Below are 25,715 nucleotides of genomic sequence, written 5' to 3' on the forward strand. Positions count from 1 at the left end.
ACAACATCCTGGATGGCGGTGCGGGGGCCGACACCTTGACCGGTAACGCAGGTGCTGACACGTTCGTATTCGCAGCCGCTAATGAAATGGGCATTGGCCTAAATAGAGACGTCATTACCGACTTCAACAGCCAGCAAGGTGACAAAATCGATCTGACGAAATTTGACGCCAACATGCTGGATCCTGGTTTCAACGGCTTCTCTTTCATCGGCGCGGCTGATTTCACCGGCGCAGGGCAACTGCGCTTCGTTGACCACGTGCTGTCAGGCAACGTCAGCGGTAACGCCGGTGCGGATTTCGAGATTCAGTTGTTGGGTGTGAACAGTTTCAGCGCTAACGATCTAGTAGCCTGAAGCGTTGACCGCCTACGGTTGAGTTTGGTCTGAGAAAACAATACAACGCCCGGACATGTGCCGGGCGTTGTGCATTTCAGCTCACTGGAAAAACATTACGACGCCCTAGCTAAGCACTCCCAACTCTTTGGCCCGTGCCACTGCCTGCGTACGACGCTCCACTCCCAACTTGCTGTTGATATGGCTGGCGTGGGTTTTCACAGTGTGCAGCGAAATAAACAGTTGTTCGCTGATCTCCTGGTTCGAACAGCCTTGTGCGATCAGACGCAGTACCGACAACTCTCGACTACTAAGCTGCTCCGTCGTAGAAGTTTCAGCAACGGTACGAGCTGCTGGCTGCGGAAACTGTTCCAGCAATTGCAGGCAGACAGCTGTCGACGTGATCGACATTAATTGCCCACGTAACCAGCCCGGATGTTCTTTGACCAAGGCATCAAACGGCTGCAATACCCCCCCGCTGGCAGCATCCAGTGCCAGAGCCAGGGCTTTACGCGCTTCTGGCTCACACCCACCCGCCAGCAGCAACGCAACTTTCTGCGTCAGCGCCATCACACACAGCAACTGCCGCCCGGTTTGCTGACCATTTTCATACAACACATCCAGACGCCCTTCAGCGAGCATCGGTTGCCCCTGAATCAGGTCAAGCAACGCCTGTTGCAGTTCGACATGCAAAGGCAGTTGCGGGTGAAACTCCGGCGGTGCCGCGGCGCGTCCACCGGTGTAAGTCTGACCCAGACGCGCTAGCCAGGCTTCAGCCAGATCGGTGCGCCCCTGTGCCAGCCAAAGCTCGCATTTGACCAGTGTGATCATCGCCAGGTAATAAATCGGTGGTACATCCCAGATGTGCATCAGCCGTTCGGCTTCCGCCAACTCAGCGAAGGCTCTGGCGAATTCACCGGTGCTGCCTTCCAGTCGGGCGATGACGCAGTGGCCGATCAAAACGCTAATGTCGCGACAAGCCCGCGCTTCAATGAGCCCTGCCTGCAATTTTGTACGCGCGGCCTGCGACTGCAAGCGCATCGCCAGCAGAAAGCCCTCGTATAACGTCAGACGGGCGCGCACCGCGTACAGCCGCTGCGTCGACAGTCCGCGCAGACGAGCCAGACCTTCATGCACTTCGTCGAGCGCTCGCAGAATTTCTCCACGCGCCTGCAACACGCGGGCACGATCGTAATGGGCCAACGCTTCGAACAACGGATTGCCGACCCGCTGCGCCAGCTCCAGAGATTCGCGGTTCAAGCCGCGCGCGCGCCACAGGTCACCGTCGGCGATTGCCAGATTGGACAAGGTCGAAAGGCACATCAGCCGTTGGCCGTAGCGTTTGGCCGGCAGGCTTTCCAGCGCTTCGTTGCAATAAGTCAGCGTCAATTCACGATGACCACGGCCGCGGGCAATGATCCCGCTCAGCGCCAGCCATTGCGCGAGCATCGACCTTTGCGCGGTGGCCGACGGCGCCGGCAGAAAACGACTCAGATGACTGGCCAGCTCTTCGGCGGCGTCGAGCTGACAGGCAAGCCCCAGCGCCCAGCTGTACAACACGATCAGCCGTGGCGTGCTGATCAGCAGGCTGTCGGGCAAGTCCATTTTCCAGCGCAGCAGCATGCCGACGTTTTGCTCTGCCAGCAGTTGTTCTTCAGACAGGTTCTGCACCAGATTCGCCGCCACATCGAGATGGCCGGCGCGTAACGCCTGTTCCACTGCCTCATCCAGCAGACCCTGTGCGTTGAACCAGCGGCAGGCTCGCAGGTGCAGGGTCGCGGTCGGCACCATCGCTTGCGCCACGGGCCGACTGCGCAACAGATCGGAAAACAGGTGGTGATAGCGATACCAGTGGCCATGCTCGTCCAGCGGCACCAGGAACACCTGATGCGCCGAGAGAAATCTGAGGATTTCGGCACTGTCATGGGCTTCGCGAACGGCGTCGCATAGCTCGCTGCAAAAGCGATCCTGGGGAGCCGTCTCGAACAGAAATGCTTGAACTTCGGGAGGCAGGCAATCGATGACTTCTTCCAGCAGATAGTCGCGGATCAGCCCTTCTCCACCGTTCAAGGCTTGCGGCAAAGGCGCCTGATTGCCGGCCTCGGACACCGCCAGCAGCCAGAACCGCAACCCGGCCACCCAGCCTTCGCTGCGTTGAATCAGGTTTTCCAGCGCTTCGCCGCGCAGGGAACTGCTATGGCGATCAAGCAGGGTCATGGCTTCGTCGTGGGTAAGACGCAGGTCCTGCTCGTGCAGTTCGAGTAATTGTCGCGAGAGGCGCAGGCGCGCCAGATGCCAGTCGGGCCGCTGGCGGCTGGTGACCATGACCAACAAGCCGTCAGGCAGATGATTGAGGAAAAATTGCAGGCAGCGGTCGAGCACCGGCCCTTGTGCCAAGTGGTAATCATCCAGAACAAGAAGTATCGGCGCCTTCGGATCGAGGTGCTGAGCGAGTTCATCAAGCAAGCCATCAAGCCATTCTTCGAAAGCGAACGGCTGATGCCGCTGACGCATCTTGAGCAGCCCCAGCGCCCGGCTGCCGATCGGCGGAAAATAGTCCTGCAAGCCTTCGAGCAGACGCTCAAGAAAGCGCCCCGGATCATTGTCGCGAACACTCAGGCCGAGCCACAGACTTTGCCAGTGCGCTGGCAGGCTCTGACAGAACTCCACCGCCAGCGAACTCTTGCCGAATCCGGCCGGGGCGCTGACCAATAGCAGACGACCACCGAGACCAGCACTCAGGCGTTCGCACAGACGCGGGCGCAACACGTGACCATCAGGCAACGGCGGGCGAAAAAAACGCCCGTCGAGTGCCGCGACGGCAACGCTTGCAGGACCCGCAAGTGGGGACAGATCAGTCATGGCCGGCTCTTGTTGTAGGGCGGTTGGCGGCGTAGCAGATGTCCGCAGACTAGCCTTAAACGAAGCGGTTATGAAGGTGGTTGCTACAAATGGCTACAAAAAGGCTACAGGAAAAGTGACAGGTAAAAAAACGCCCCGAACCGGTCGGGGCGTTTTCACGAGGATGCGGCCTCGCGTTGCTACAGCTTAGCGAACACCATCCTGACGCAGCGCGGCCGGCGTGAAGTCGCTGGTGGTGGCGGTGAAACCGAAGTCATACGCCTGCTTCTCTTCGTTCTTCATGCCCAGCGCCAGGTAGCGGCCGGACTGCAGGTCGTAGAGGGTTTCCAGGGCATACCACGGCACTTGCTTGTCGTAGTAGTTCTCGGCATGCGCCTCGGCCACACGCCACAGCTGGCCACGACCGTCGTAATGGTCGATCACCGCAGCCTGCCAGGTATCTTCATCGATGAAGAAGTCACGCTTGGCGTAGATGTGCCGCTGACCTTCCTTCAAGGTTGCAGTCACGTGCCAGACACGACGCAGTTCATAACGCGCCAGATCCTGGTTGATGTGACCGGCCTTGATGATGTCGGCGTACTTGAGCTTCGGATCGTCGAGTTTGTAGCTGTCGGAGGCGATGTACATCTCCTGTTTGCCAATGAGTTTCCAGTCGTAGCGATCCGGTGCGCCGTTGAACATGTCGAGGTTGTCGGAGGTACGCAAGCCGTCCGCCGCAGTACCCGGCCCGTCATACGACACTTGTGGTGCGCGACGCACACGACGCTGACCGGCGTTGTAGACCCAGGCCGAACGCGGTTCTTTCACCTGATCGAGGGTTTCGTGCACCAGCAGCACGCCACCGGCCAGACGTGCCGGCGCGGTCACTTTCTGCTTGAAGTAGAACAGGATGTTGCCCGGGTTCGCCGGATCGTAGTCCTTCATCTTGTCGCGGAACACGAACTGATCCTGGAAATACACCAGACTGTACGAGCCGTTCGGTTGCGGCGTGGCCTGGGTTACCAGACGGGTCACGCTGCCACCACGATAGCGGGTGATGTGGTTCCAGATCACTTCGACGCCGGTTTTCGGAATCGGGAACGGCACCGCGGTCTCGAAGTTTTCCAGGCCGTTGCCACCTTGCACCAGGTTCGTGGTGGTGGCGTTTTTCTTGATGGAAGCAAACACCTCATCTGGAACCGTCGCGCCGCGATGCGACGGGTAGACCGGCATCTTGAAGGTTTCCGGATAACGCTTGAACATCGCGTACTGACCCGGTGCGAGCTTGTCCTTGTACTTGTCTACATCCTTTGCAGTGATGGTAAACAGTGGTTGTTCGCTGGCGTACGGGTTCGACAGGAAGCCCTTGCTGTCGACGCTACCGGCATTCTTCGGCAGCGGCTTCCACGCCGGGATCGAGTTGTCGGCGTTGCCGGCCATCTCGGCGCCCATCGGGGTCAGGCTCTTGCCCAGCTTGTCCGCTTCAGCGGCAGGCACCGCTGCCATGACACTTGTTGCCAGCAGCGAAAGGCCCAGAACACCGGCGTGGAACAGACTCTTTGTTATTTTCATAAGTTCGTTCGTCCTGAAAATGCAGTGCTTAGAAGTTCACGCCGAAGCTGAGCGCAACGAAGTCGCGGTCGTCCACGGTGGTGTACTTGCCGTCAAAGAAGTTGGTGTAGGCCAGGCTCGCGGTGTAGGTGTTCTGGTATTCGGCATCGACACCCAGGCTGACCGCTTTGCGACCTTCCTCGAAGTTGCCGCCAGGGCCAGGCGAGTAGCCGCTTACGTCATGGGACCAGGCCACGTTCGGCTTGAGGTTGACGCCGGCGAACACGTCGTTGTATTCCCAGATCGCACGACCGCGATAGCCCCACGAGGTCGCCGTGGTGAAACCTTCATCATCGCAATTGCGGCTGCGGTTGTTCTGCGGCGAACCTGCGCCTGCCCCGTTGATGGTGCTGGCGTTGAGGATGTTGGCGCAGGTGTTGGCACCACCGGTAGCCGGCAATTCGCCCGGGCCGTAGACCGGATCACGGCCGTAGCGGATGTTGGAGCTGCTTTCCAGACCGCCGACGTGAGTCACGCCCACTTCACCGACCAGGGTCAGACGGCTGGCGCCCATGACTTGATCGAAGAAGTGCGTCAGGGTGGTCTGGAACTGGGTGATTTCCTTGCGACGATAGCCGTGCAGGTCCTGACCCGGAACACCGGTCAACAGCGAAGCATTGGTCAACGCGCCACCCAGCGGACGCACACCTGCGAACAGGATGTCGGTGGAATTCAACTGCACCGGAGCATTCGGCCGGTAGCTGAGTTCACCGCTCCATGCCGTACCGGTAGGCAGGGTGGTGGAGAAGCTCAGGCCATAGAGGCGGATGTCTTCAGGGTATTCGACGAAGTACTTCGAGTTACCGGCGACCAGCAACGGTGCAAGGGCAGCGAACGGCCCGGGCAGGCTGGCTGCGGTGTTGTAGACCGACTGCGGCGCACCCGTGGCGCTGAAGATCGGCGCACGGCTGTGGTAGTTCATGAAGTACGCACCGAACTCGGTATCAAGCGGTTCGAACATGTACTTGAGGGACGCACCCCACTGGCCGCCGTCGCGGGCATCACGGTCGGCGCCGCGCTGGACCAGAACACCTTCCTCGTTGACGTTGACGCCGTTGGCTGCCAATGGTCCCAGGGCCACAGCGGGAATGGTCGAACGCTTGTTCAGCACGCGCAGGTTGTTTTCGCAGCCGTCGGCAATGATGTCCGGCTGGGAGAAGAACGTGCCGCAGTTGTCGACAACGGTCTGATCCCATTCGAGCTGGTAAAAAGCTTCGGCCGAGAGGTTTTCGGTCAGGCTCTGCGACACATAGAACATGTTGACCGGGATCAGGCCTTCCTTGATCTCGGCGCCCGGACGACGGAATGCGGAGACATCGATCGGGTTGATCGAGTTGATGCCGCCGCCGATGAAGGTACTTTCACCCCAGCTCACTACCTGTTTGCCCAGACGCACGGAACCCGGCTGATCGGCAATCGAGTAGTTGTGGTAGACGAATGCATCGAGGATCTGCCCGCCGGAAGACTTGGCGCCTTCCTTGCGGTTGTTGTCGCTGATGTCCTTGAACTGGCGGCTCTCGTCCTTGAGTTCGAAGTCGTACCAGTATTTGCCACGGACGAATACGCCGGTGTCGCCGTATTTCAATTCAAGGTCATGGATACCCTTGAAGATCTTCGAGAAGGTTTCGCCGCTCTTGAAGTTGGCGTGGCCGTCGTCGGAGGTCTGCGACAGGCCATGGCCGCCGTTGTTGACGCCGATGAGGTTCTTGTTCGGACTCTGGGTAGACCAACTGGCACCGATCGACAGGGAGGAGTCGAACTGGCCTTCGATTTCACCGACGTTGAAACTGACGCCGAATGCGGGCCCGGCGAGCGAAGAAGCAAGACTGACCGCCAGAGGCAGTTTCGCCCGGCGCCAGAACTGGTTTACTGAGGTCATCGACGCTACTCCATGTGCATTATTGTTATGGCAGTTAGTACTTTTAAAAACGCTTGAAGGACCGGAAACCAAGGGTTGCCCGAAATCACTCCAATGTCGCATCGCCCCGTGTTGTGCGTGTGCCCCGTTCTTAAAAATCCTTGAGCGGACTATAGCCAGCAGGTTGTACTGCTTGATCCCTCTAAAGTGTGATTTGCAGCTGCCGGCCACTCTGGAACAGTCCTTTCGCCAGTCCGACACATGTCGGCACGGCAAGGATGGCTGAAAATTCGGATTTCACAAGCCAAGCGCTTGCTAGGGAGGTCTGGCGCGCCGTTTTCGGCGCGCCAGGGACGCTCAAAGCGTCGAAAGGAAGGTGCTGTTATTGCTCTGCCATTCAGTGATGTCGAGGCGGATGCGCTTCTTGTCGAGTTTGCCGACGCTGGTCTTGGGAATTTCCGTAACAACGGCAATCTGACTCGGGATCGCCCACTTGCTCAGGTGCCCCAATTCGACGAATGGCTTGAGGTGTTCCTTGAGCTCACGCGCCCCGATTTCGTGCCCTTCGCGGATCACCAGCAGCGCAAACGGGCGTTCGCCCCACTGAGGGTCGGCGATGCCCACCACTGCTACTTCGCGTACCGCGACGTGCCGGCTGATCAGATCTTCGAGGTCCAGCGAGGAGATCCACTCGCCGCCGGTCTTGATCACGTCCTTGATGCGGTCGCGGATGTCGATCACGCCCATGCCGTCCAGCGTGGCGACGTCACCGGTGTGCAGCCAGCCTCCCTTCCACAGATCGGCACCCTTCTGCGGCTCGTTGAAATATCCTTCGGTCAGCCATGGCGCGCGCAGCACCAGCTCGCCCTGGGTTTCGCCATCGGCGGGAAGGAAGTTGCCTTCGCTGTCGACAATCGCCGCTTCCACCAACGGTCCAGGCACGCCGGCCTTGATCCGATAAGTGGTGCGCTCGTCCTCGGTGCCGGCCATCAGTTCATCGTTCAAATGTGCGCAGGACACCAGCGGACCGGTTTCCGACATGCCATAGGCTGCCGTCAGTTGAATGCCTTTGCTCTTGGCGGCTTCATAAAGCGAGCGGTTCAGCGCACTGCCGCCGATGACGATTTTCCAGCCGCCGAAATCGGTAGTTTGCGCGCCCTTGGCATTGAGCAGCATTTGCAGAATGGTCGGCACACAATGCGAGAACGTGACCTTCTCCTTGCGCCACAACTCGACGAGGAATTCCGGATCGTAACGCCCTGGATAGACCTGTTTGAGCCCGAGCATCGTCGCTACATACGGCAAGCCCCACGCGTGCACATGGAACATCGGCGTGATCGGCATGTACACATCGTTGGTGCCGAGCAGGCGCACGCTGTCGATGGAGCCCATGATCGTCGACACGCCCATGGTGTGCAGCACCAGCTGCCGATGGGTGAAGTACACGCCTTTCGGGTTGCCGGTGGTGCCAGTGGTGTAGAACGTGGTCGCGACCGAGTTTTCGTCGAAATCCGCGAAATCATAGTGCGGGCTCGCTGCAGCCAGCAGTTGCTCGTACTCACCGACCAGATTCGGCAGTTCGGCGGTTTTTTCCGGCAGATCGGTGAGCAGCAGGGTTTTATCCACTGTGGTCAGATGGGGCGCGATGGCTTGATACAGCCCGACGAATTCGCTGTTGACCAGCACGAAGCGGTCTTCGGCGTGGTTCATGGTGTAGAGAATCTGTTCCGGTGACAGACGCACGTTGATGGTGTGGATCACCGCACCAATCATCGGGATCGCGAACATGCATTCCAGGTAGCGATGGCTGTCCCAGTCCATCACCGCGACGGTATCGCCGGCCTTGACCCCCGCCGCTGTCAGTACGTTGGCCAGCCGCGCAACCCGCTCGATCAGGGTCGGATAGCTGTAGCGCAACTGGTCGCGGTAGATAATCTCGCGGGTTTTCTCATAACGAGCGCCGGACATCAGCAACCGTTTGATCAGCAATGGATACTGGTACGCCCCTTCGGCGGGCGGAATGACGCGAGTCTGCAACATAAGAATCCCTTTTCTGACTGCACGGTGTTGGCGTAAAGATTTGTAATGTAAAACCCTTACGCCACAACCAAATCAGCCAAAGGAATGATTTGCACAGCCGTACAAGTGCTAGCTTTGCGCCAGCATTTGCCCGGTTTCGTTACCGATCAGGCTGTTTGCCCTACCGCCTCTTCCGAAGGTGTGCGTGGGAAAAGCAGCGCAGCAAGGAAGGTCAAAGCGCCAAACCCAGCCAGGATCAGGTAAAGCCCGACGAAGCCATGGCGCGGTTCGACATAGGCAATCAGCGGAATCGCCGTTGCACTCGCGCCGAAGGATAAGCAGTAGCGTAAGGCAAATACCCGCGACTGCCACTGCGGCGCAACGAAGTTGGCGACCATCGAATCGTTCACCGTGACTTGGCCGAACACCACAAACATGAACGCTGCACCGACAACGATCACCGCCCAGCCATCGACATAAGCCAGTGCGAAGAGCAATGGCGCCTGAAACAGTGTCAACACGATAAACGGCCACTTCAAACTGATGCGGTGCAATATCCGACCGATACTCAACTGCGCAATCGCACCAAAGGCATACGCCAGGCTGACCACCAGCCCGAGGGTTTGCGGTGCAGCGAACAAGTCGTGCAGGCGCTCCTGGAACAGTTTCGGGTAGGTCATGGTCGTTGCGTTGAACACCACGCCGCCGGTGGCCGTGGCCAGCGCCAGCACGCCGAACACCAGGATCATTGAAATGCGCTGGCCGCCCGCACCTTTGAGTGCCGTGTGTGGGCGTTTCGGAATCGGTTCCTCACGCACCTGCAGCGCAAACCCGACGCCGAGCACAATCGCGACAACCCCCGGCAGGATGAACGCCGAGCGCCAACCGAATTGCGCCACCAGCAATCCTGTGACCAGCGCCGAAAACGCCACGCCGAGGTTGCCCCACATGCCGTTGATGCCGATCTCACGCCCACGATTCTGTGCATACGCCACCAGCATTGCCGTGCCGACCGGATGGTAGATCGCGGCGAAAACTCCGATCAGCGTCAAGCCAGTCACCAGCATCATCGGGCTGTTGCTCAGGCCGGTAAAAATTGCCGAGGCGCCGATGCCGAAGAAAAACACCAGCATCATTCGCCGCCGACTCCAATGATCGCCCAGCCAGCCGGCGGGTAGCGAACACGCACCGAACGCGATAAAGCCGCCGAGCGACAGGCCGATCAGCGCGGCGTAGTCGAGGGCAAAGGCCTGGGTCATGCCGAGTACGGCGGCGGGGAAAATCAGCATGAACATGTGGTCGATCACATGCGCTGCGTTGATGTAGCGGATGACGTTTCGGGATTGATTCATGACGACACGCTTTTCGTTGTTGTGGTCGCCCATGCTAAGTTGGCTGGAAAGCGTATTCCTGCCAACCAAGTCAGTGAATCAGACATGTTGATCAGCCATTTCGAACACGGCCCGGTGAGTGCTTATCCACGCGATTACCTCGACGGCGCTCACCAGCCGCTGCACTTGCACCGTGAAGCACAACTACTTTATGCGGTCATTGGCGTAATGCGGGTGGTCACGGCGCAGGGTGCCTGGGTTATTCCGCCGAGCCGCGCAGTGTGGATTCCGCCCGAGGTTGCACATGAGATTTTCATGTCGGGTGATGTGCAGATGCGTTCACTGTTCATCTCCCCGGAACTGTCCCCCGTCAGCCTGAACCAATGCTGCGTTGGCTGTGACGCCACTGTTGCGCGAATTGATCCTGCGTGCAGTGCAAGGCCCACCGCATGCCGACAATCCGCTGATCCAGCAATTGCTGCTGCAAGAGCTCGCCAGTCTGGAAAACCTGCCGCTGCACATCCCCATGCCCAGCGACCGACGTCTACTGAACATTTGCCTGGCGTTGCTACGCACACCGGATCACCCCAACACCCTGGAAGACTGGGCGCAGCAAGTGGGGGCCAGTTCGCGCACGCTGGCGCGGCTTTTTCAGCAGCAACTGCGGATGAATTTCAATGCGTGGCGCCAGCAACTGCGTCTGATGGAAGCCCTGCCGCGCCTGCTCGCCGGTGACAGCGTACATAGCGTGGCGCGCGACTTGGGCTACGGCAGCGCGCGGGCGTTCAGCGCGATGTTCCGCCGTTTGCTCGGGGAAAATCCGCGGGAGTATCTGAGCAACCTCAACAAGCTGAGTGAGCTTGTGTAGAAGTTGTCGATTGCAACGAGGCTGCTCCGACACGACCGATTGATCAATGCATCTCGGTGAACGCCAGTTTCACGCCAATCGCAATCAGGACCACGCCCATGGTGCGGTCGAACCAATGGCCCATGCGCGCGAAACCGGCACGCACGCGTTGTTGGCTGAACAACATTGCCACCAGGCAGAACCAGATCGCCGTGGCTACGGCCAGGTAGATGCCGTAACCGGCCTGCACGCTCAGCGGCGTGTGCGGGTTGATGACGACGGTGAACAGCGACAGAAAAAACAACGTGGCCTTCGGGTTCAAGCCATTGGTGACGAAGCCTGAAGTAAACGCGCCGCGCGCGGTGCGTTCGCCGGCCTCTTTGTGCAGATCGTCGGTCACGGCTTTCGCCGGTTGCGCGCGCAGAGCCTTGTAGCCGATGTACAGCAGGTAGGCGGCAGCGGCCCATTTCAAGGCATTGAACAGCACAATCGATTGCGACACGATCAGGCCGATGCCGAGCAGCGAATAACCGACGTGCAGGAAAATCGCCGTGCCCACACCGAGCGCGGTCCAGGTGCCGGCGCGACGACCGTGAGTCACGCTTTCGCGCACCACCACGGCAAAGTCCGGGCCCGGACTGGCGACGGCCAACAGGTGGATCAGTGCAACGGTCAAGAACTCGGTCCAGTACATGGGGGCTCCTTTCGGCCAGGCGTATCAATTTGTTTCATCTGGTAGGCTCGGCAGATTACGCCTTCCCTTCCCCGCACGACAGGTACAGTTGATGACGAACGCCCACCGCGCCGTATTCCTCGATCACCCCTCGCTGGATCTGGGCGACCTCGACCTGAGCCCGCTGCGCGCGTGCTTCAGCGATCTGCAATTGTTCGCCCGGACTCAGCCAGAACAAGTCGCCGAACGCCTGCGGGGCGCCAGCGTGGCGATCACCAACAAAATCCAGATCGACGCTGCCGCGATGGTTGCCAACCCCGATCTGAAACTGATCCTGATCACCGCCACCGGCACCAATAACGTCGACCTCGCCGCCGCCCGCGCCCAAGGCATCACCGTGTGCAATTGCCAGGGTTACGGCACGCCGTCGGTGGCGCAACACACGTTCATGCTGCTGCTCAACCTCGCCACGCGTCTGACTGACTATCAAAAAGCCGTTGGCGAGGGTCGCTGGCAGCAGGCGCAACAGTTCTGCCTGCTCGACTATCCAATCGTCGAACTGGAGGGCAAAACCCTCGGCATGCTCGGCCACGGTGAGCTCGGCGGCGCGGTCGCGCGGCTGGCTGAGGCATTCGGCATGCGCGTTTTGCTCGGGCAGATTCCGGGACGCCCGGCACGCCCGGATCGCTTGCCACTGGATGAACTGCTGCCGCAGATCGACGCGCTGACCCTGCACTGCCCGCTCAACGAACATACCCGCAACTTCATCGGCGCCCGCGAGCTGGCCGCGATGAAACCCGGCGCGTTCGTGGTCAATACCGCCCGTGGCGGCCTGATCGACGAACAGGCGCTGGCCGATGCGCTACGCAATGGCCACCTCGGCGGCGCGGCCACCGATGTGCTGAGTGTCGAACCGCCAACCCAGGGCAATCCGCTGCTGGCCGCCGACATTCCGCGCCTGATCGTCACCCCGCACAATGCCTGGGGCAGCCGCGAAGCGCGCCAGCGCATTGTTGGCCAATTGGTGGAAAACACTCAGGCATATTTCAACGGTAAGGCGCTGCGGGTCGTCAGTTGATAGACTGCGGCACTTTTTTTCACAGGAGCAGTTATGGATCCGCGCAGTGAAGTACTGCTTCGTCAGCCCGAATTATTCCAGGGATCGTTATTGCTGGCCGGTTTGCCCGCCGATGATTTGCTTGGGCGCCTGCCGAATGCTTTCGGCTGGTGCTGGCACGCTGGCGATCAGGCCGCGCTCGACGCGCGTTTCGAAGGACGCAGCCATTTCGGCGTGAATGTCCCGGAGCGCGAGTTCGACAGCGTTGTGGTGTTTCTGCCCAAATCCAAGGATCTGACCGATTACATCCTCAACGCCGTGGCGGCTCGCCTGCCGGGTCGCGAAGTGTTTCTGGTCGGTGAAAAACGCAGCGGCATCGAAGGCGCGTCGAAACAGCTGAACCCGTTCGGCAAGCCACGCAAACTCGACAGCGCGCGACACTGCCAGTTGTGGCTGGTCACAGTGGCCAATGCGCCTGAAGCCAAATCGCTGGAAAGCCTCGCGCAGACTTACGAATTGCCGCTGGCCGAAGGCCCGTTGAAAGTCATCAGCCTGCCGGGCGTGTTCAGCCACGGCCGACTGGATCGCGGCAGCGCCCTGCTGCTTGAGCATCTGGACAAACTGCCGAGCGGCCATCTGCTGGACTTCGGGTGCGGCGCAGGCGTGTTGGGCGCTGCGGTGAAACGTCGCTATCCGCACAATCAGGTCACTTTGCTCGATGTCGATGCATTTGCCGCCGCCAGCAGTCGTCTGACTCTGGCTGCCAACGGTCTGGACGCCGAAGTGCTGACCGGTGACGGCATTGATGCCGCACCGATGGGGTTGAGCGCAATTCTGAGCAATCCGCCGTTCCATGTCGGCGTGCATACCGATTACTTCGCGACCGAGAACTTGCTGCGAAAAGCCGCTAAACATCTGAAAAACGGTGGCGAACTGCGCTTGGTTGCGAACAGCTTCCTGAAGTATCAACCGCTGATCGAAGAGCATCTCGGCGTGTGCGCGATCAAGGCCGAAGGCAACGGTTTTCGGATTTACCGGGCCAAGCGTGGCTGAAAATTAGCGCTTGCCGAATGGATTTTGCCTAGGCAGAATCCGCTCCGTCCTAGGGGAGTAGTCTCCCACGAGCGCCATGCTCGTCCGGCATACGTCAACATACTTGGTCCTCAGATCATGGCGTATGCGACCCAAGCGTCCGCACCAGACGGATCGCAGGGTTTGACAAGACCTATGACACGCACACCTTACCCGGGGCGGGAAGGCTGTACGTGTCATAGCCGTGTCGACCCGCCCCTTAGGAAAATCCTGATGCTGGACTCGTTACTCGTTCCCACCGCAATCGTTGCCTTGGCCGAAATCGGCGACAAGACGCAACTGCTCGCGCTGATTCTCGCCGCCCGCTTTCGCAAACCCTGGCCGATCATCGCCGGCATCGTCGCCGCGACCCTGGCCAACCACGCAGCAGCCGGTGCGGTAGGCGCCTGGTTCGGCAGTTTCTTCTCGAATGCGACGCTGCACTGGATCCTTGCCGCGAGCTTCGCCGCGACCGCACTGTGGACGCTGGTGCCGGACAAGATGGACGACGACGAAGCGAGCACCGCGCGCAAATTCGGGCCGTTCCTGACCACGTTGATCGCGTTTTTCCTCGCAGAGATGGGCGACAAAACCCAGGTCGCGACAGTAATGCTCGCCGCGCAATACCCGGATCTGTGGCTGGTAATCATCGGCACCACCGCCGGCATGTTGATTGCCAACGTTCCGGTGGTACTGGCCGGTAACTTCGCCGCAGACAAACTGCCGCTGACCCTGATCCGCCGACTGGCCGCTTCGGCGTTCCTGATTCTGGCGATTGTGGCGGTGTACAAGGCGATGCAGAGCAGTGGTTGGGTTTAACCCCTCTGCCTGATCTGCCATAGAACTGTGGAAAGGGAGCTTGCCCCCTCTCCACAAGGGTCCTGCCTACTTCAGGATTTCGGGGCTTTCTCGTACAGCGGCATGACCTTTGGAATCGCTGCCTGCAACGAGGCGATGCGGCTGGTCGAGGCCGGGTGAGTGCTCATGAATTCCGGTGGCGAACCTTCCGAAGCCTTGCTCATCTTGTTCCACAGGGTGATCGCGGCATTCGGGTTGTAACCGGCGCGAGCAGCCAGTTCGAGGCCGATCAGGTCGGCTTCGTTTTCGTTGGCGCGGCTGTTCGGCAAGGTCATGCCGTAGTTGGCGACGGTATCGGCCAGCGCGAGGCTGTCCTGACCCAGACCGAACAACGCGCCAGCGCCCTGCTTGGCCATCTCCATCCCGTAAGCCTTGGACATCGCTTCCCGACCATGCTCGCGCAAGGCGTGGGCGATTTCATGGCCCATGACCGCGGCAATTTCATCGTCGGTGAGTTTCAGACTGTCGATCAGCCCGGTGTAGAAAATGATCTTGCCGCCGGGACCGCAGTTGGCGTTGAGTTCATCGCTCTTGATCAGGTTGACTTCCCACTTCCACTGCGCCGCATCCGGACGGAAGTTCGGTGCCTGAGCGATCAAACGGTTGGCAATCGCCTGCACCCGTTTGGCTTCGGCACTGGTCTTGTCCAGCACACCTTTGCTCGACGCCTCGCCCACGGTCTTCTGATAGGACTGGGCATACATCTGGTCGACCTCTTGCGAGGACAGCATGCTGAACATGTACTGCTTGCGCTCTACGCCGACGGCTCCGCCGCTGGTGGTGTTGACCGACTGACAACCGGCCAGCAACAGCGCTGCGCTCAGTGCACTTACAACCAAAGTCTTGTTCATCAAAAAGCTCCCTGAAAACCTGTGGCGTATCGTAGGCGGGTAATTGTATTGGCGCCAGATACAACGGACGTGTTGCACAAACTTTCAGAAGACGCCCGCTGCCCTGTAGGAAAAAATTCATATCCAACCCAGACCGCGGCAACTGCGGCGCGTACGGATCCATTTGCGACATCCCCCGCCAATCCACTCATGGCCCAATCCGCGCGGCCGATACAACAGCGCAGACGTCCTCTCGCGTGCGGAGCTTTCATGAAATTCAAGTCGATCCAGTTTTCCGTGGCCGCTCTGGCCGGCGCCATCGTGCTTAGCGTAGTCGCCGCGCTGGTGTTGTATGCGCTGTTTTCCGGCGCGCGTACGCAAGACATGGTGCAGCAACGCACCCAGGCGCAGTTCGAGCAAGTCATCGAACAACGGTTGACCTCGCTGGCGCAGACTCAGGTCAGCCAGATCCAGCGCGAACTCGAAGCGCCGCTGCTGATTGCCGGCGGGCTGGTGCGGGTCAACGCCCTGCTCGGCACATCCGGCGCCGACGGCAAACCGGCGTTGAGCCTGAGCCGCGAGCAACTGATCGAGTTGATCAAGGAAAACGTCGCGAAGAATCCGAAGATTCTCGGCACCTACATTGGCTGGGAAAAAAACGCACTCGACCGCAATGATGCATCCTACGTCGGCACCAGCGTGGCCGGGATCGATTCGGCCACCGGGCGCTTCCTGCCGTGGTGGTTTCGCAATGACGACGGCACCCTTGGCCTGGATAAACTGGCCGACGTCGATGACCAGAAAGTCCTGTCCACCGGCGTACGCGCCAGCGAGTACTACCTGTGCTCGAAAGAAAGTAAAAAATCCTGTGTGATCGATCCTGCGCCGTACAAGGTCGGCGACAAAATCGTCATGCTCGCCTCGTTTATCGAACCGATCATGCTCAACGGCGCCTTCCAGGGCATCGTCGGCGCCGACCTGTCGGTGAACTTCATCCAGGACATGCTGCTCGCCGCCAACCAGAAACTCTACAGCGGTGCCGGGCAAATGGCCCTGGTCGGCGGCAATGGCCGGATCGTCGCGTACACCAAGGATTCGAGCAAATTCGGCGAAAAGGTCAGCGATATTCTCGACGCGCAGCAGATCGCCCACATGGCCAATCTCAAGCGCGGCGAGGTCACCTACAGCGTCGATAAACAGCAGAACCGCATCGAGCTGTACCTGCCTTTCGGCATCGGCCAGACCGACGCGCGCTGGACGCTGATGCTGCAACTGCCGCTGGACGCGGTGATGGCCGACCTGCAAAAACTTCAGGCCGACCTCGACGCCCAGCGCAAGTCCGACACCTTCGGCATGGCCATGGTCGGCCTGCTCATCGCCGGCCTCGGTTTGCTGGTGATCTGGCTGGTCGGCCACGGCATCGCGCGGCCACTCAAGCAAATGGTCAGCATGCTCGATGACATCGCGCAGGGCGAAGGTGATCTGACCCGCCGCCTGAGCAGCGATCGCAGCGACGAACTCGGCTCGATTGCCAAAGGCTTCAATACCTTCCTCGCCAAGTTGCAGGCGATGATTACCCAAGTGGTCACTTCGGTGCAGAGCGTCAGCGACTCGTCGGAGCACACCGCCGACATCGCCATCCGCACCAACATCGGCGTGCAGAAGCAATTGGCCGAGATCGATCAGGTGGCCACCGCCGTACAGGAAATGACCGCCACCGCGCAGGATGTGGCGCGCAACGCGACCCAAGCCGCGCAAGCCGCCAGCCACGCGGATCAGGCCGCCAGCCAAGGCATGCAAATCGTCCGCGACACGTCGAATTCGATTGGCGTACTGGCGATTGAAATCAGCAAAGCCGTCGGCGTGGTGCAGAACCTGGCCAAGGACAGCGAAAACATCAACGCGATCCTCACCGCCATTCGCGGGATTGCCGAACAGACCAATCTGCTCGCGCTCAACGCAGCCATCGAAGCGGCACGCGCCGGTGAACAGGGTCGCGGTTTTGCCGTAGTCGCCGACGAAGTGCGCAATCTGGCGCAGAAGACCCAGAAGGCCACTGAAGAAATCCAAAGCATGATCCAGCAACTGCAACAGGGCACCCGCGATGTGGTGCGGGTCATGGAAGACAGTCAGAACCGTACCGACGAAAGCGTGCAGCACGCGGCGAAAGCGGCCGAGGCGCTGGAGACGATTACTCAGGCGGTGTCGGTGATCAATGACATGAACACGCAGATTGCCAGCGCTGCCGAAGAGCAAAGCGCAGTGGCGGATGACATCAATCGCAATGTGATCAATATCGGCCAAGTGGCGAATGAAGTCGCGGGCGGGGCAGATGAATCGAGTTCGGCGAGTGCCGATCTGACCAAGTTGGCGGAGCAGCAGCGGCGGTTGATCAATCAGTTCAAGGTTTGACGTGAAAAGCTAAAAGTCAAAAGCCCCCTCACCCTAGCCCTCTCCCGGGGGAGAGGGGACTGATTGGGGGATCTTTGAGGAATACGCCGACCTGACCGCTCGGCAGTGAATCCATAATCGACTGGTTATTTCAGGTCGATGTATGACGCAAGACACCTCGGTCAGTCCCCTCTCCCTCTGGGAGAGGGCTAGGGTGAGGGGCTCTTGATCCAAGGCTCTCAGCCCGGAGTCAAACACTCCGGCCCATTGAGCTTCGGATCATTGACCAGATTCGCCAACGCCCGCTCGCGCAGCACAGCCGGCTCACTCGCCAACAACCCCTGCAACACGTGCAGCGGCGTCGCCGGATCGAGCCACGCCGCCTGCCCCGCCTCATCCAGAATCAACGGCCGACGCTGACTCGCCGCTGGCTGGGTGATCACCGCGGTACTCAGCCAGACCTGCTCCTGCACCGGATACGCCTCCCAGATCGCCGCAAAAAACAGCGAAGCGCCCTCGCCCGGCGTTAGCCAGTACGGGCGCTTGCGCGTAGTCCCGCGCCATTCGTAAAAACCGTTGGCCGGCAGCAGACAACGGCGCAAGCGCAAGGCTTCGCGGAACATCGGTTGTTCAGCAACGGTTTCCGCCCGGGCATGCGCCGGGGTACGCGACAGATCGGTCAGCCACGGCGGCGTCAGCCCCCAGCGCGCGCGGGCCAGCGAGCGCTGGCCATCCGCTTCGGCACGCAGCATCAGCACCGAATCGTTGGGGGAAATGTTCCACTGCGCCAGTTGATCGGCAGGAAAACCTGGCAGGGCCGCGAAGTCGCGGTTCCAGCGAAACAGGGCATAACGTCCACACATGGGGCAACACGACTCAGAAGTAAAACGAACGCCAGCCTAACAGACCAGCGTGCCGGGGAAGCTTTCCGGTTCATCGCCGGGCAGCGGCAGCGCGGCATTGTACGCGCTGATCAGCTCGCGGGCGTATTCAGCCTGGTCGTTGTCGACCGACAGCCCGAGCAGGCCGAAGATCGGCAATTCACCGGTGCCGCCAAGCAGATCGCGCCCGACCAGATGCGCCTCGATGCCTTCGCTGGCGAGCATGCCCTTGAGCATCTCGCCTTCCATCAGGTTTTCCGGCTCGTAGATTCGCTGCATCGGCGCACCTCACTCGTTCTCGCTGAAGACTTCCAGATGCCACTCGTCTTCGTGAACCTGCAACACGAACTTGATCGGCCGGCAACACACCTGACAGTCTTCGATATAGGTCTGATCGCCCCCGGACCGGTCCACCGTCGTCTCGACCTCTTCCCCACAATAAGGACATTCATATTCAGCGGTTTCCAGCATCGCGGTCTCCCAAGTGACTTGTGCGTATAATCGCCGGTCTATTTGCAGGGCTATTTTTGTCTGGCTGTTTTTTCAGACCGTGCCCCGTTGGTTTTCGAACAAAACCTTTACTTACCCTAGCCGTTTCCAACAAGAGAGCATGATGGGCGAATTCGATGCCATCCGACCTTACGACGACAGCGAAGTACCTGTGGTACTGGCAAGACTGCTCGGCGACAAGGCGTTTCTAGATATCCTCACCCACTTCCGCTTCCCGCGTTTTGCCGGTGCCTTCGGCTGGATGCTCAAACCACTTATAGCCCATCGGCTGCGTCGTGAGTTTGCCGACGTGACTTCGGTGGCAACTTTACAGGACAAGGTCGAGGCTTACGTCGACCACACCATCGAGCGTGCCACCGACGGCGTGACCTATACCGGGGTCGAGCAATTCAAGTCCGGAAGCGCCTATCTGTTCATCGCCAACCACCGCGACATCGTGATGGACCCGGCCTTCGTCAACTACGCGGTGTACCACGCCGGCCTGCCGACGCCGCGCATCGCCATTGGCGACAACCTGCTGCAAAAGCCGTTTGTCAGCGATCTGATGCGCCTGAACAAGAGCTTCATCGTGCATCGCTCGATCACCGGCCGCCGCGAGAAGATGGCCGCTTATCAACTGCTGTCCGCCTACATCAACCACTCGATCCGCAACGACTGCGCGTCGATCTGGATCGCGCAGGCCGAAGGTCGGGCCAAGGACGGCGACGACCGCACCGAGTCGGCGATTCTCAAGATGTTCCACATGAGCCGCAAGGACGAGCCGTTCGGCGAGGTCATCAAGTCGCTCAACGTGACTCCCGTGTCGATCAGCTACGAATACGACCCGTGCGACCAGGCCAAGGCGCGCGAGCTGTACATCCGCGCCACCACCGGCACCTACGCGAAAGCACCGGGCGAGGATGATGCGAGCATCGCCAAGGGCATCACCGGCTACAAGGGCCGGGTGCATGTGAACTTCGCCGCGCCGATCAGCGAGTTGTTCGAAGACACCAAGCAACTGGCGGTCGAGATGGACAAGCAGATTCTTGGCGGCTACCGCTTGTTCCCGGTGCATTACCTGGCGTACGCACAGTGGGCTGATGCCGATCCGCAGTTGAAAGTGCCAGAGGCTGCCGAGGTGTTTGGCGTCGATGAGTTGGCCAAAGCCGAGGAAGAGTGGCAGGACCGGCTGAACGCCTGCCCTGAGGAGCATCGTCCGTTTCTAGTGCTGCAATATGCGACGCCGGTGCGTAATCAGTACCGGGTCAAGGCTGGGTTGCCGCTATAAGACAGAAGCAAGATCAAAAGATCGCAGCCTGCGGCAGCTCCTACACGGGATTGATGTACACCCTGTAGGAGCTGCCGCAGACTGCGATCTTTTGCTTTTAAAAGCGCGTGCTGATCCACGAAACGACCAGCGCCAGGCCGAGGCAGGCGAACCCGAAACGATAGAAAAAGCGGTTCATGCGCAGTGTCGCCCAATCGAGGATCGGCTCCTGATTCGGCGAACTCTGGCGCTGGGCCGCGAGACTGGCCTGGGCGCGCTGTTCACGGCGACGGGTAGCGTGCAGCAGCCAACTGCCGGGAAAGGCCAACAATAAGGCCAGCAGGTTGATCAATTTGGCGGGATGGGCGGTAAACAGCGTCATCAAATGCAGCGACATCACAGACCTCAAACTAAACCGGTACGGCGAACGCCAGAGGACGACCGCGCGCCGGAGTCTACCGGAACCCTCCCCGCCAGCCCCAGCCTTTGCGACAAATTACCTGCCAATCGACCGATGGCTGTCCTGTGTCACGCCAGCGTCATGTGGCTAGTCCACCCTGCGCGCCTCGAAACATAAACGGATTGCCACATGTTGCACGCGGAAAACCAGGATCGGCTGTACCTCATCTCGCCCTCCGACGAACAGCAGACGCTGGTCGGCAGTCTGGCGTTCAATGTTCAGGATCGGCATTGGCTAGTGTATTGCGCGCTGGGCGGGCATCAGCATGCGGATTTGCCGGAGACGGATTTGCTGACCGGCGTCAGCGTTCTCGATTTCTATTCGCAAGCCGCATGACACCTTGAATCGCGTTGGTTGAACGATATTTGTGGGCATGAAAAAGCCCGGGGCCATTGCTGGCACCGGGCTTTTTTGTGTCTGGCGAAAGCCTTATTCGCCAAGCACCTGACCCACAGTCGGATCCTTGAACAACCGCGTCAGCGCATCGCTCAACACATCGCTCACCAACTTGGTGTTGGTTTCCTGATTCGGCGCCATGCCGAAGCGCTGATCCAGCGACGCACCGTAACGGCCACTGTAGCGACGGTTGGCGTTCTGCACGTCGGAGCGGAAAGTCGCGCCAATGGTCGCTTCGGTCACGTACATGCCTTCTTTCGGCGACTGGTACTTCAGCTCGGTCAGGGTCACGGTCAACTGCGGCGCGTTCAGCGCGTTGTTGCTCGGGGTGAAGCCGAGCAGACGCACGGCGGCTTCAGCCTGGGCCTGCAATTTCGGCAGGATCTGGTCTTTCTGCACGGTGATGGCGCTGGTCTCAGGGTACAGACCGCCACGGGTGCCGAGGGTTGGCGACGGACGACCATCGACCACGCGTACGACAACCGGCTGGCCACGGCCAACGGCGGCGAGCTGAGTGGTCAGCTTCGGTTCCGGGCTCAGTTGTTGCGGGCTGTGGGCGCAGCCAACCAGGGTCAAACTGGTCACAGTGATCAAACCGAACAACAGGCGTTGCAACATGCTTTTTTCTCCAGAATCAGGCACAAACAGGCCGGCAGTATAGCGGTGGGCCACTGCGGGTAACCAGCGCCGCACAGTGAATACTCAAATGTCTGACAAACCCTTGAGAAAGCGGTTCCTGTCACGCATTCGTCACGGCCCATACATGTTGACGTCACGGCTCGCGGGCAACCTTGTCCTCAGTCCCCCAACAAGGAACTCAGCCATGCGTTATCTGATCTCGTTGTTCGCCCCGCGTCCGTTGCACCGCAGCTTCGCCCTGCTCGACCACAACGGCCACTGCAAGGCTTTCAAGCAGTGCAGCCTGCAGCCAATGGGCGATGGTTGGGTCGAAATCGATGAAATCCGCCTCAACTGGCTGCACCAGCCACTGCCCGCCAGTGCCCGCGTCGCACAGCACCGACCACGCGCACGCGCCCAGGCAATGTTGAGCATCTGACCAGATACCTAATAAAAGTCATTAAACCCGACCAACTCCGCGCATTTCTTCGATACAATCTCCCCCCGATTATAAGGACGTCTCCTGATCGGGCCCCGCAACAGCGTCAATGCGCATGCATTGGCATCCAAATCGCCCACAGAGAGCCGCCCACACAGATCGAGTGAAGCTGGCGTGCTTGCTGTTTATCCGGCAAAAAACCCGCTTTTCGCGAATCTGCAGAGCTGTCATGACGCTCGGCCACTGAGTTGTTTTGCCCCCACGGGCACGGTGCCAGGCCTGGACAGCCCTTTTTTGAGGTTCACGTCTTCAAAAGAGCGTGAAAAAAACGGGTTTTCACAACTTCACAAGAGTGTGGCGAGCAAATGAATAGTTTTGCGTCTGAACATGCACCATTAGCGTCTGAAACAGCCCAACGACACAGGAACGGGTACGCCTCGAATACCGGAGCCTGAAGCCTGTCCGCTACGGATTTGGTTGCACAAACGGATGTCTCGACCATAAGTCGAATTGCCAGCCGCGTGCTGAAATGAGTTCATGCAACTCTTGAAGCCCGGCCGCATGCATCCGCTGAAGTTGCAAAAAATTGCGAAGATTCGGACATGGCAATCCTGACCAAGCATTCCTGGGGCGCAACTGACCTGCCCCGGAACGCCTGGCAGCCATGCCGACAATTTGGTGCTGCAGATTTTGGAGACGCGTTAAATGGCGCATAACGAAGCAGTCGACGTAGTTCTGGTTGGGGCCGGCATCATGAGTGCCACCCTGGCAGTGCTGCTCAAAGAGCTCGACCCGGCGATCAAGCTGGAAGTTGTCGAGTTGATGGATTCCGGTGCGGCGGAGAGTTCCAACCCGTGGAACAACGCCGGTACCGGCCACGCCGGCCTGTGCGAGCTGAATTACACGCCGCAGGCTGCCGACGGCAGTGTCGACATCAAGAAAGCCGTGCACATCAACACCCAGTTCGAGGTGTCGAAGCAGTTCTGGTCGTACCTGACCAAGAAAGGCACCTTCGGCTCGTGCAAATCGTTCATCAGCCCGGTGCCACACTTGAGCTTCGTGCAGGGCGACAGCGGCGTGTCCTTCCTCAAATCGCGCTTCGATGTGCTGAGCAAGCACCACGCGTTCTCCGACATGGAGTACACCGAAGACAAGGCGAAAATGGCCGAGTGGATGCCGCTGATGATGCCGGGCCGTGCGAGTGATGAAGTGCTCGCCGCGACCCGCGTGATGAACGGCACCGACGTCAACTTCGGCGCGCTGACCAATCAGTTGCTCAAACACTTGAGCAGCGCTCCCGATACCCAAATCAAATACTGCAAGCGCGTGACCGGCCTCAAGCGTAATGGCAGCGGCTGGACCGTCAGCATCAAAGACGTCAACAGCGGCAACAGCCGTGAAGTCGACGCCAAGTTCGTCTTCCTCGGCGCGGGTGGCGCGGCCCTGCCGTTGCTGCAAGCTTCGGGTATCGAGGAAAGCAAAGGCTTCGGCGGCTTCCCGATCAGCGGCCAGTGGCTGCGTTGCGACAACCCGGAAGTGGTCAAACACCACCAGGCCAAGGTTTACAGTCAGGCCGCCGTGGGTTCGCCGCCGATGTCGGTGCCGCACTTGGACACCCGTGTGGTCGATGGCAAGAAATCCCTGCTGTTCGGGCCATACGCCGGTTTCACCACCAAGTTCCTCAAGCACGGATCCTTCATGGACCTGCCGCTGTCGGTGCGCGCCGGCAACATAGGCCCGATGCTCGCCGTGGCGAAAAACAACATGGACCTGACCAAGTACCTGGTCAGCGAAGTGATGCAGTCGATGGAACAGCGCCTGGATTCCCTGCGCCGTTTCTACCCGGAGGCGAAGGCCGAAGACTGGCGCCTGGAAGTGGCCGGCCAACGGGTGCAGATCATCAAGAAAGACCCGAAAAAGGGCGGCATCCTGCAATTCGGTACCGAACTGGTCGCGGCCAAGGACGGTTCCCTCGCCGCTCTGCTCGGTGCTTCGCCGGGCGCTTCGGTGACGGTTTCGATCATGCTTGAACTGATCGAGAAGTGCTTCCCGGCCAAGGCGTCCGGTGAGTGGGCAGCCAAACTGGCAGAAATCTTCCCGGCTCGGGAAAAGGTTCTGGAAACCGACGCAGCGCTGTATCGCAAGATCAACGCGCACAACAACGTCGCTCTGGAACTGGTTGCAGCCAGCAACGAGACCGAAAGCTACGCTTGATTCGGCCGCACAAAAAACGCCCCGCACTCAGTGAGTGCGGGGCGTTTTTTTTGGTCTTCTAAAAAGCAAAAGATCGCAGCCTTCGGCAGCTCCTACAGGGTGAACACCAATCCCCTGTAGGAGCTGCCGAAGGCTGCGATCTTTTGATCTTGTCCTTTGACCTTAACCGCGCGCCTTGTCGATCAGTTCGATGTATTCCGCAGCATTACGCTGATCACGGATCTGATCCACAAAGGTCTGGCCCTGCTCGTCTTTGCCGTCAACGTCGTAACCCGCCTCGACGAAGAACGTCAGAAAACGCTCGAAGTCATCGATGCGCAGGCCACGGTAGGCCTTGACCAGTTTGTGCAGCGACGGCGAGGTGGCGTCGACCGGTTCAAAATCGAGGAACAGCTTGATCTGCTCATCGCCGATCTCGTCACCAATCACTTGCTTCTTATCTTTACGCATTGCCGACTCCAGCTCGCAGACATTTCACGGGGCAGGCAGTTTACCCCCGTGCGCCTGCATCGCTCAACGCAGGCGTCACCGGGGCGATCTTGCAGTCAGTCGCGATGGCGGGATTACATGCCTTTGACGGCAAAAATCCCGTTGGCATTGCGCCAGTAGCCTTTGTAGTCCATGCCGTAACCGAAGATGTAGCGGTCAACGCACGGCAGGCCAACGAAATCGGCTTTCAGGTCAGGACGCGCCTTGCGGTCGTGATCTTTGTCGATCAACACGGCAGTGTGCACTTTGCGCGCGCCGGCGTGTTTGCAGTAGTCGATGATCGCGCCCAGGGTGTGACCTTCGTCGAGGATGTCGTCGATGATCAGCACGTCACGGTCGAGGAACGAGACTTCCGGCTTGGCTTTCCAGAACAGGTCGCCGCCGCTGGTTTCGTTGCGATAACGGGTCGCGTGCAGGTAGGACGCTTCCAGCGGGAAGTGCAGATGAGTCAGCAGCTTGCCAGAGAAAATCAGCCCGCCGTTCATCACGCAGAACACCACCGGGTTGGTATCGGCCAGTGTTTCGTTGATTTGCGCACCGACGCGGGCAATGGCGGCCTCGACTTCAGACTCGGTGTACAGGCAGTCAGCCTCTCGCATGATTTGACGGATATGCTCGAGATCAGCGGACATGGCGCTCTCCGGGGGGTGGTTGGCAGGGGGTATAGTCGCGAAAAGCGGGCAAAGGTACGCACCTCGCACGGCTGAATCAAGCCTTTATGGACTAACGTACTGTATGTCCTA

General features: G+C 59.7%; 23 protein-coding genes, 2 pseudogenes and 1 riboswitch. Of the genes and pseudogenes, 11 read left to right on the top strand and 14 right to left on the bottom strand.

All coding sequences use genetic code 11. The features are described 5' to 3' along the window. The coding region (locus ACOI8A_RS25990; protein ID WP_420657882.1) for a type I secretion C-terminal target domain-containing protein at positions 1 to 353 on the top strand (353 nt) is incomplete at its 5' end. Between the two features lie 105 nt (positions 354 to 458). On the opposite strand, the gene ACOI8A_RS25995 is transcribed toward ACOI8A_RS25990, so the two are convergent. The 5 genes from ACOI8A_RS25995 to ACOI8A_RS26015 all read right to left on the bottom strand — a co-directional run bounded on the left by ACOI8A_RS25995 (position 459) and on the right by ACOI8A_RS26015 (position 10,013). Further along, complete coding sequence (locus ACOI8A_RS25995; RefSeq protein WP_420650759.1) at positions 459 to 3,194, bottom strand: LuxR C-terminal-related transcriptional regulator; 2,736 nt, start codon at positions 3,192 to 3,194, stop codon at positions 459 to 461. A gap of 186 nt (positions 3,195 to 3,380) precedes the next feature. Beyond that, positions 3,381 to 4,745: a DUF1329 domain-containing protein gene (locus tag ACOI8A_RS26000; protein WP_420650760.1), complete on the bottom strand. Its 1,365-nt coding sequence runs from the start codon at positions 4,743 to 4,745 to the stop codon at positions 3,381 to 3,383. Positions 4,746 to 4,773: 28 nt separating this feature from the next. Beyond that, positions 4,774 to 6,663, bottom strand: coding sequence for a DUF1302 domain-containing protein (locus ACOI8A_RS26005; RefSeq protein WP_420650761.1), 1,890 nt, complete (start codon positions 6,661 to 6,663; stop codon positions 4,774 to 4,776). 336 nt (positions 6,664 to 6,999) lie between these two features. Next, the gene (locus ACOI8A_RS26010) at positions 7,000 to 8,682 is read right to left on the bottom strand and encodes a fatty acid--CoA ligase (RefSeq protein ID WP_420650762.1); all 1,683 of its coding nucleotides are present in this window, start codon (positions 8,680 to 8,682) and stop codon (positions 7,000 to 7,002) included. Positions 8,683 to 8,828: 146 nt separating this feature from the next. Beyond that, the gene (locus ACOI8A_RS26015; RefSeq protein WP_420650763.1) at positions 8,829 to 10,013 is read right to left on the bottom strand and encodes an MFS transporter; all 1,185 of its coding nucleotides are present in this window, start codon (positions 10,011 to 10,013) and stop codon (positions 8,829 to 8,831) included. An 84-nt stretch (positions 10,014 to 10,097) separates the two neighbouring features. Between ACOI8A_RS26015 and ACOI8A_RS26020 the strand changes: the two are divergent. Continuing rightward, positions 10,098 to 10,860, top strand: a pseudogene (locus tag ACOI8A_RS26020) (AraC family transcriptional regulator). Positions 10,861 to 10,903: 43 nt separating this feature from the next. On the opposite strand, the gene ACOI8A_RS26025 reads toward ACOI8A_RS26020, so the two are convergent. After that, positions 10,904 to 11,533 carry a LysE family translocator gene (locus tag ACOI8A_RS26025; RefSeq protein ID WP_420650764.1) on the bottom strand — a complete coding sequence of 210 codons (630 nt, stop codon included), beginning with the start codon at positions 11,531 to 11,533 and terminating at the stop codon, positions 10,904 to 10,906. A 91-nt stretch (positions 11,534 to 11,624) separates the two neighbouring features. Here ACOI8A_RS26025 and ACOI8A_RS26030 point away from each other — a divergent pair, with 91 nt between their 5' ends. From ACOI8A_RS26030 to ACOI8A_RS26040, 3 genes are all read left to right on the top strand, one after another. Continuing rightward, positions 11,625 to 12,590: a 2-hydroxyacid dehydrogenase gene (locus ACOI8A_RS26030; RefSeq protein WP_420650765.1), complete on the top strand. Its 966-nt coding sequence runs from the start codon at positions 11,625 to 11,627 to the stop codon at positions 12,588 to 12,590. Between the two features lie 33 nt (positions 12,591 to 12,623). Beyond that, on the top strand, positions 12,624 to 13,622 hold the full coding sequence (locus ACOI8A_RS26035) for a methyltransferase (protein WP_420650766.1): 999 nt from the start codon (positions 12,624 to 12,626) through the stop codon (positions 13,620 to 13,622). A 40-nt stretch (positions 13,623 to 13,662) separates the two neighbouring features. Beyond that, positions 13,663 to 13,785: riboswitch (yybP-ykoY riboswitch) on the top strand. 89 nt (positions 13,786 to 13,874) lie between these two features. Beyond that, positions 13,875 to 14,459, top strand: coding sequence for a TMEM165/GDT1 family protein (locus ACOI8A_RS26040; RefSeq protein WP_420650767.1), 585 nt, complete (start codon positions 13,875 to 13,877; stop codon positions 14,457 to 14,459). Between the two features lie 71 nt (positions 14,460 to 14,530). Here the strand turns inward: ACOI8A_RS26040 and ACOI8A_RS26045 are convergent, their stop codons facing one another. Continuing rightward, on the bottom strand, positions 14,531 to 15,349 hold the full coding sequence (locus tag ACOI8A_RS26045) for a M48 family metallopeptidase (RefSeq protein WP_420650768.1): 819 nt from the start codon (positions 15,347 to 15,349) through the stop codon (positions 14,531 to 14,533). A gap of 1,338 nt (positions 15,350 to 16,687) precedes the next feature. Here ACOI8A_RS26045 and ACOI8A_RS26050 point away from each other — a divergent pair. After that, positions 16,688 to 16,885: pseudogene (locus ACOI8A_RS26050) on the top strand (HAMP domain-containing protein); the annotation flags it as partial. A 12-nt stretch (positions 16,886 to 16,897) separates the two neighbouring features. After that, on the top strand, positions 16,898 to 17,740 hold the full coding sequence (locus tag ACOI8A_RS26055) for a methyl-accepting chemotaxis protein (RefSeq protein WP_420650824.1): 843 nt from the start codon (positions 16,898 to 16,900) through the stop codon (positions 17,738 to 17,740). A 218-nt stretch (positions 17,741 to 17,958) separates the two neighbouring features. Here ACOI8A_RS26055 and ACOI8A_RS26060 read toward each other — a convergent pair whose 3' ends face one another. From ACOI8A_RS26060 to ACOI8A_RS26070, 3 genes are read right to left on the bottom strand one after another with little or no spacing between them, the layout of a single operon-like run. Further along, positions 17,959 to 18,582 (bottom strand): SOS response-associated peptidase, encoded by a 624-nt coding sequence (locus tag ACOI8A_RS26060; protein WP_420650769.1) that lies wholly within the window; start codon positions 18,580 to 18,582, stop codon positions 17,959 to 17,961. Positions 18,583 to 18,618: 36 nt separating this feature from the next. Continuing rightward, positions 18,619 to 18,879 carry a putative signal transducing protein gene (locus tag ACOI8A_RS26065; RefSeq protein ID WP_114885463.1) on the bottom strand — a complete coding sequence of 87 codons (261 nt, stop codon included), beginning with the start codon at positions 18,877 to 18,879 and terminating at the stop codon, positions 18,619 to 18,621. A gap of 9 nt (positions 18,880 to 18,888) precedes the next feature. Continuing rightward, complete coding sequence (locus ACOI8A_RS26070) at positions 18,889 to 19,071, bottom strand: CPXCG motif-containing cysteine-rich protein (RefSeq protein ID WP_420650770.1); 183 nt, start codon at positions 19,069 to 19,071, stop codon at positions 18,889 to 18,891. A 142-nt stretch (positions 19,072 to 19,213) separates the two neighbouring features. Here ACOI8A_RS26070 and ACOI8A_RS26075 point away from each other — a divergent pair, with 142 nt between their 5' ends. Next, positions 19,214 to 20,377: a 1-acyl-sn-glycerol-3-phosphate acyltransferase gene (locus tag ACOI8A_RS26075; protein WP_420650771.1), complete on the top strand. Its 1,164-nt coding sequence runs from the start codon at positions 19,214 to 19,216 to the stop codon at positions 20,375 to 20,377. 97 nt (positions 20,378 to 20,474) lie between these two features. Here ACOI8A_RS26075 and ACOI8A_RS26080 read toward each other — a convergent pair whose 3' ends face one another. Beyond that, on the bottom strand, positions 20,475 to 20,753 hold the full coding sequence (locus tag ACOI8A_RS26080) for a hypothetical protein (protein WP_420650772.1): 279 nt from the start codon (positions 20,751 to 20,753) through the stop codon (positions 20,475 to 20,477). 192 nt (positions 20,754 to 20,945) lie between these two features. Between ACOI8A_RS26080 and ACOI8A_RS26085 the strand changes: the two genes are divergently transcribed. Continuing rightward, positions 20,946 to 21,152, top strand: coding sequence for a hypothetical protein (locus ACOI8A_RS26085; protein WP_039766399.1), 207 nt, complete (start codon positions 20,946 to 20,948; stop codon positions 21,150 to 21,152). A gap of 93 nt (positions 21,153 to 21,245) precedes the next feature. Here the strand turns inward: ACOI8A_RS26085 and ACOI8A_RS26090 are convergent, their stop codons facing one another. Beyond that, the gene (locus tag ACOI8A_RS26090) at positions 21,246 to 21,830 is read right to left on the bottom strand and encodes a YajG family lipoprotein (protein WP_420650773.1); all 585 of its coding nucleotides are present in this window, start codon (positions 21,828 to 21,830) and stop codon (positions 21,246 to 21,248) included. A 205-nt stretch (positions 21,831 to 22,035) separates the two neighbouring features. Between ACOI8A_RS26090 and ACOI8A_RS26095 the strand changes: the two genes are divergently transcribed. Further along, on the top strand, positions 22,036 to 22,269 hold the full coding sequence (locus tag ACOI8A_RS26095; protein ID WP_420650774.1) for a hypothetical protein: 234 nt from the start codon (positions 22,036 to 22,038) through the stop codon (positions 22,267 to 22,269). Between the two features lie 705 nt (positions 22,270 to 22,974). Next, positions 22,975 to 24,483 carry a malate dehydrogenase (quinone) gene (mqo, locus tag ACOI8A_RS26100; RefSeq protein ID WP_420650775.1) on the top strand — a complete coding sequence of 503 codons (1,509 nt, stop codon included), beginning with the start codon at positions 22,975 to 22,977 and terminating at the stop codon, positions 24,481 to 24,483. 162 nt (positions 24,484 to 24,645) lie between these two features. Here the strand turns inward: mqo and ACOI8A_RS26105 are convergent, their stop codons facing one another. Both ACOI8A_RS26105 and ACOI8A_RS26110 read right to left on the bottom strand, forming a co-directional pair. Then, on the bottom strand, positions 24,646 to 24,933 hold the full coding sequence (locus ACOI8A_RS26105) for a PA4642 family protein (RefSeq protein WP_420650776.1): 288 nt from the start codon (positions 24,931 to 24,933) through the stop codon (positions 24,646 to 24,648). A 113-nt stretch (positions 24,934 to 25,046) separates the two neighbouring features. Beyond that, entirely contained in the window at positions 25,047 to 25,604 is a 558-nt protein-coding gene (locus ACOI8A_RS26110) for a hypoxanthine-guanine phosphoribosyltransferase (protein ID WP_420650777.1), read from the bottom strand. Between the last annotated feature and the right edge of the window lie 111 nt (positions 25,605 to 25,715).

Origin of the sequence: Pseudomonas sp. P4795 (genome assembly GCF_048822895.1) — a bacterium.
GTDB lineage: Bacteria > Pseudomonadota > Gammaproteobacteria > Pseudomonadales > Pseudomonadaceae > Aquipseudomonas.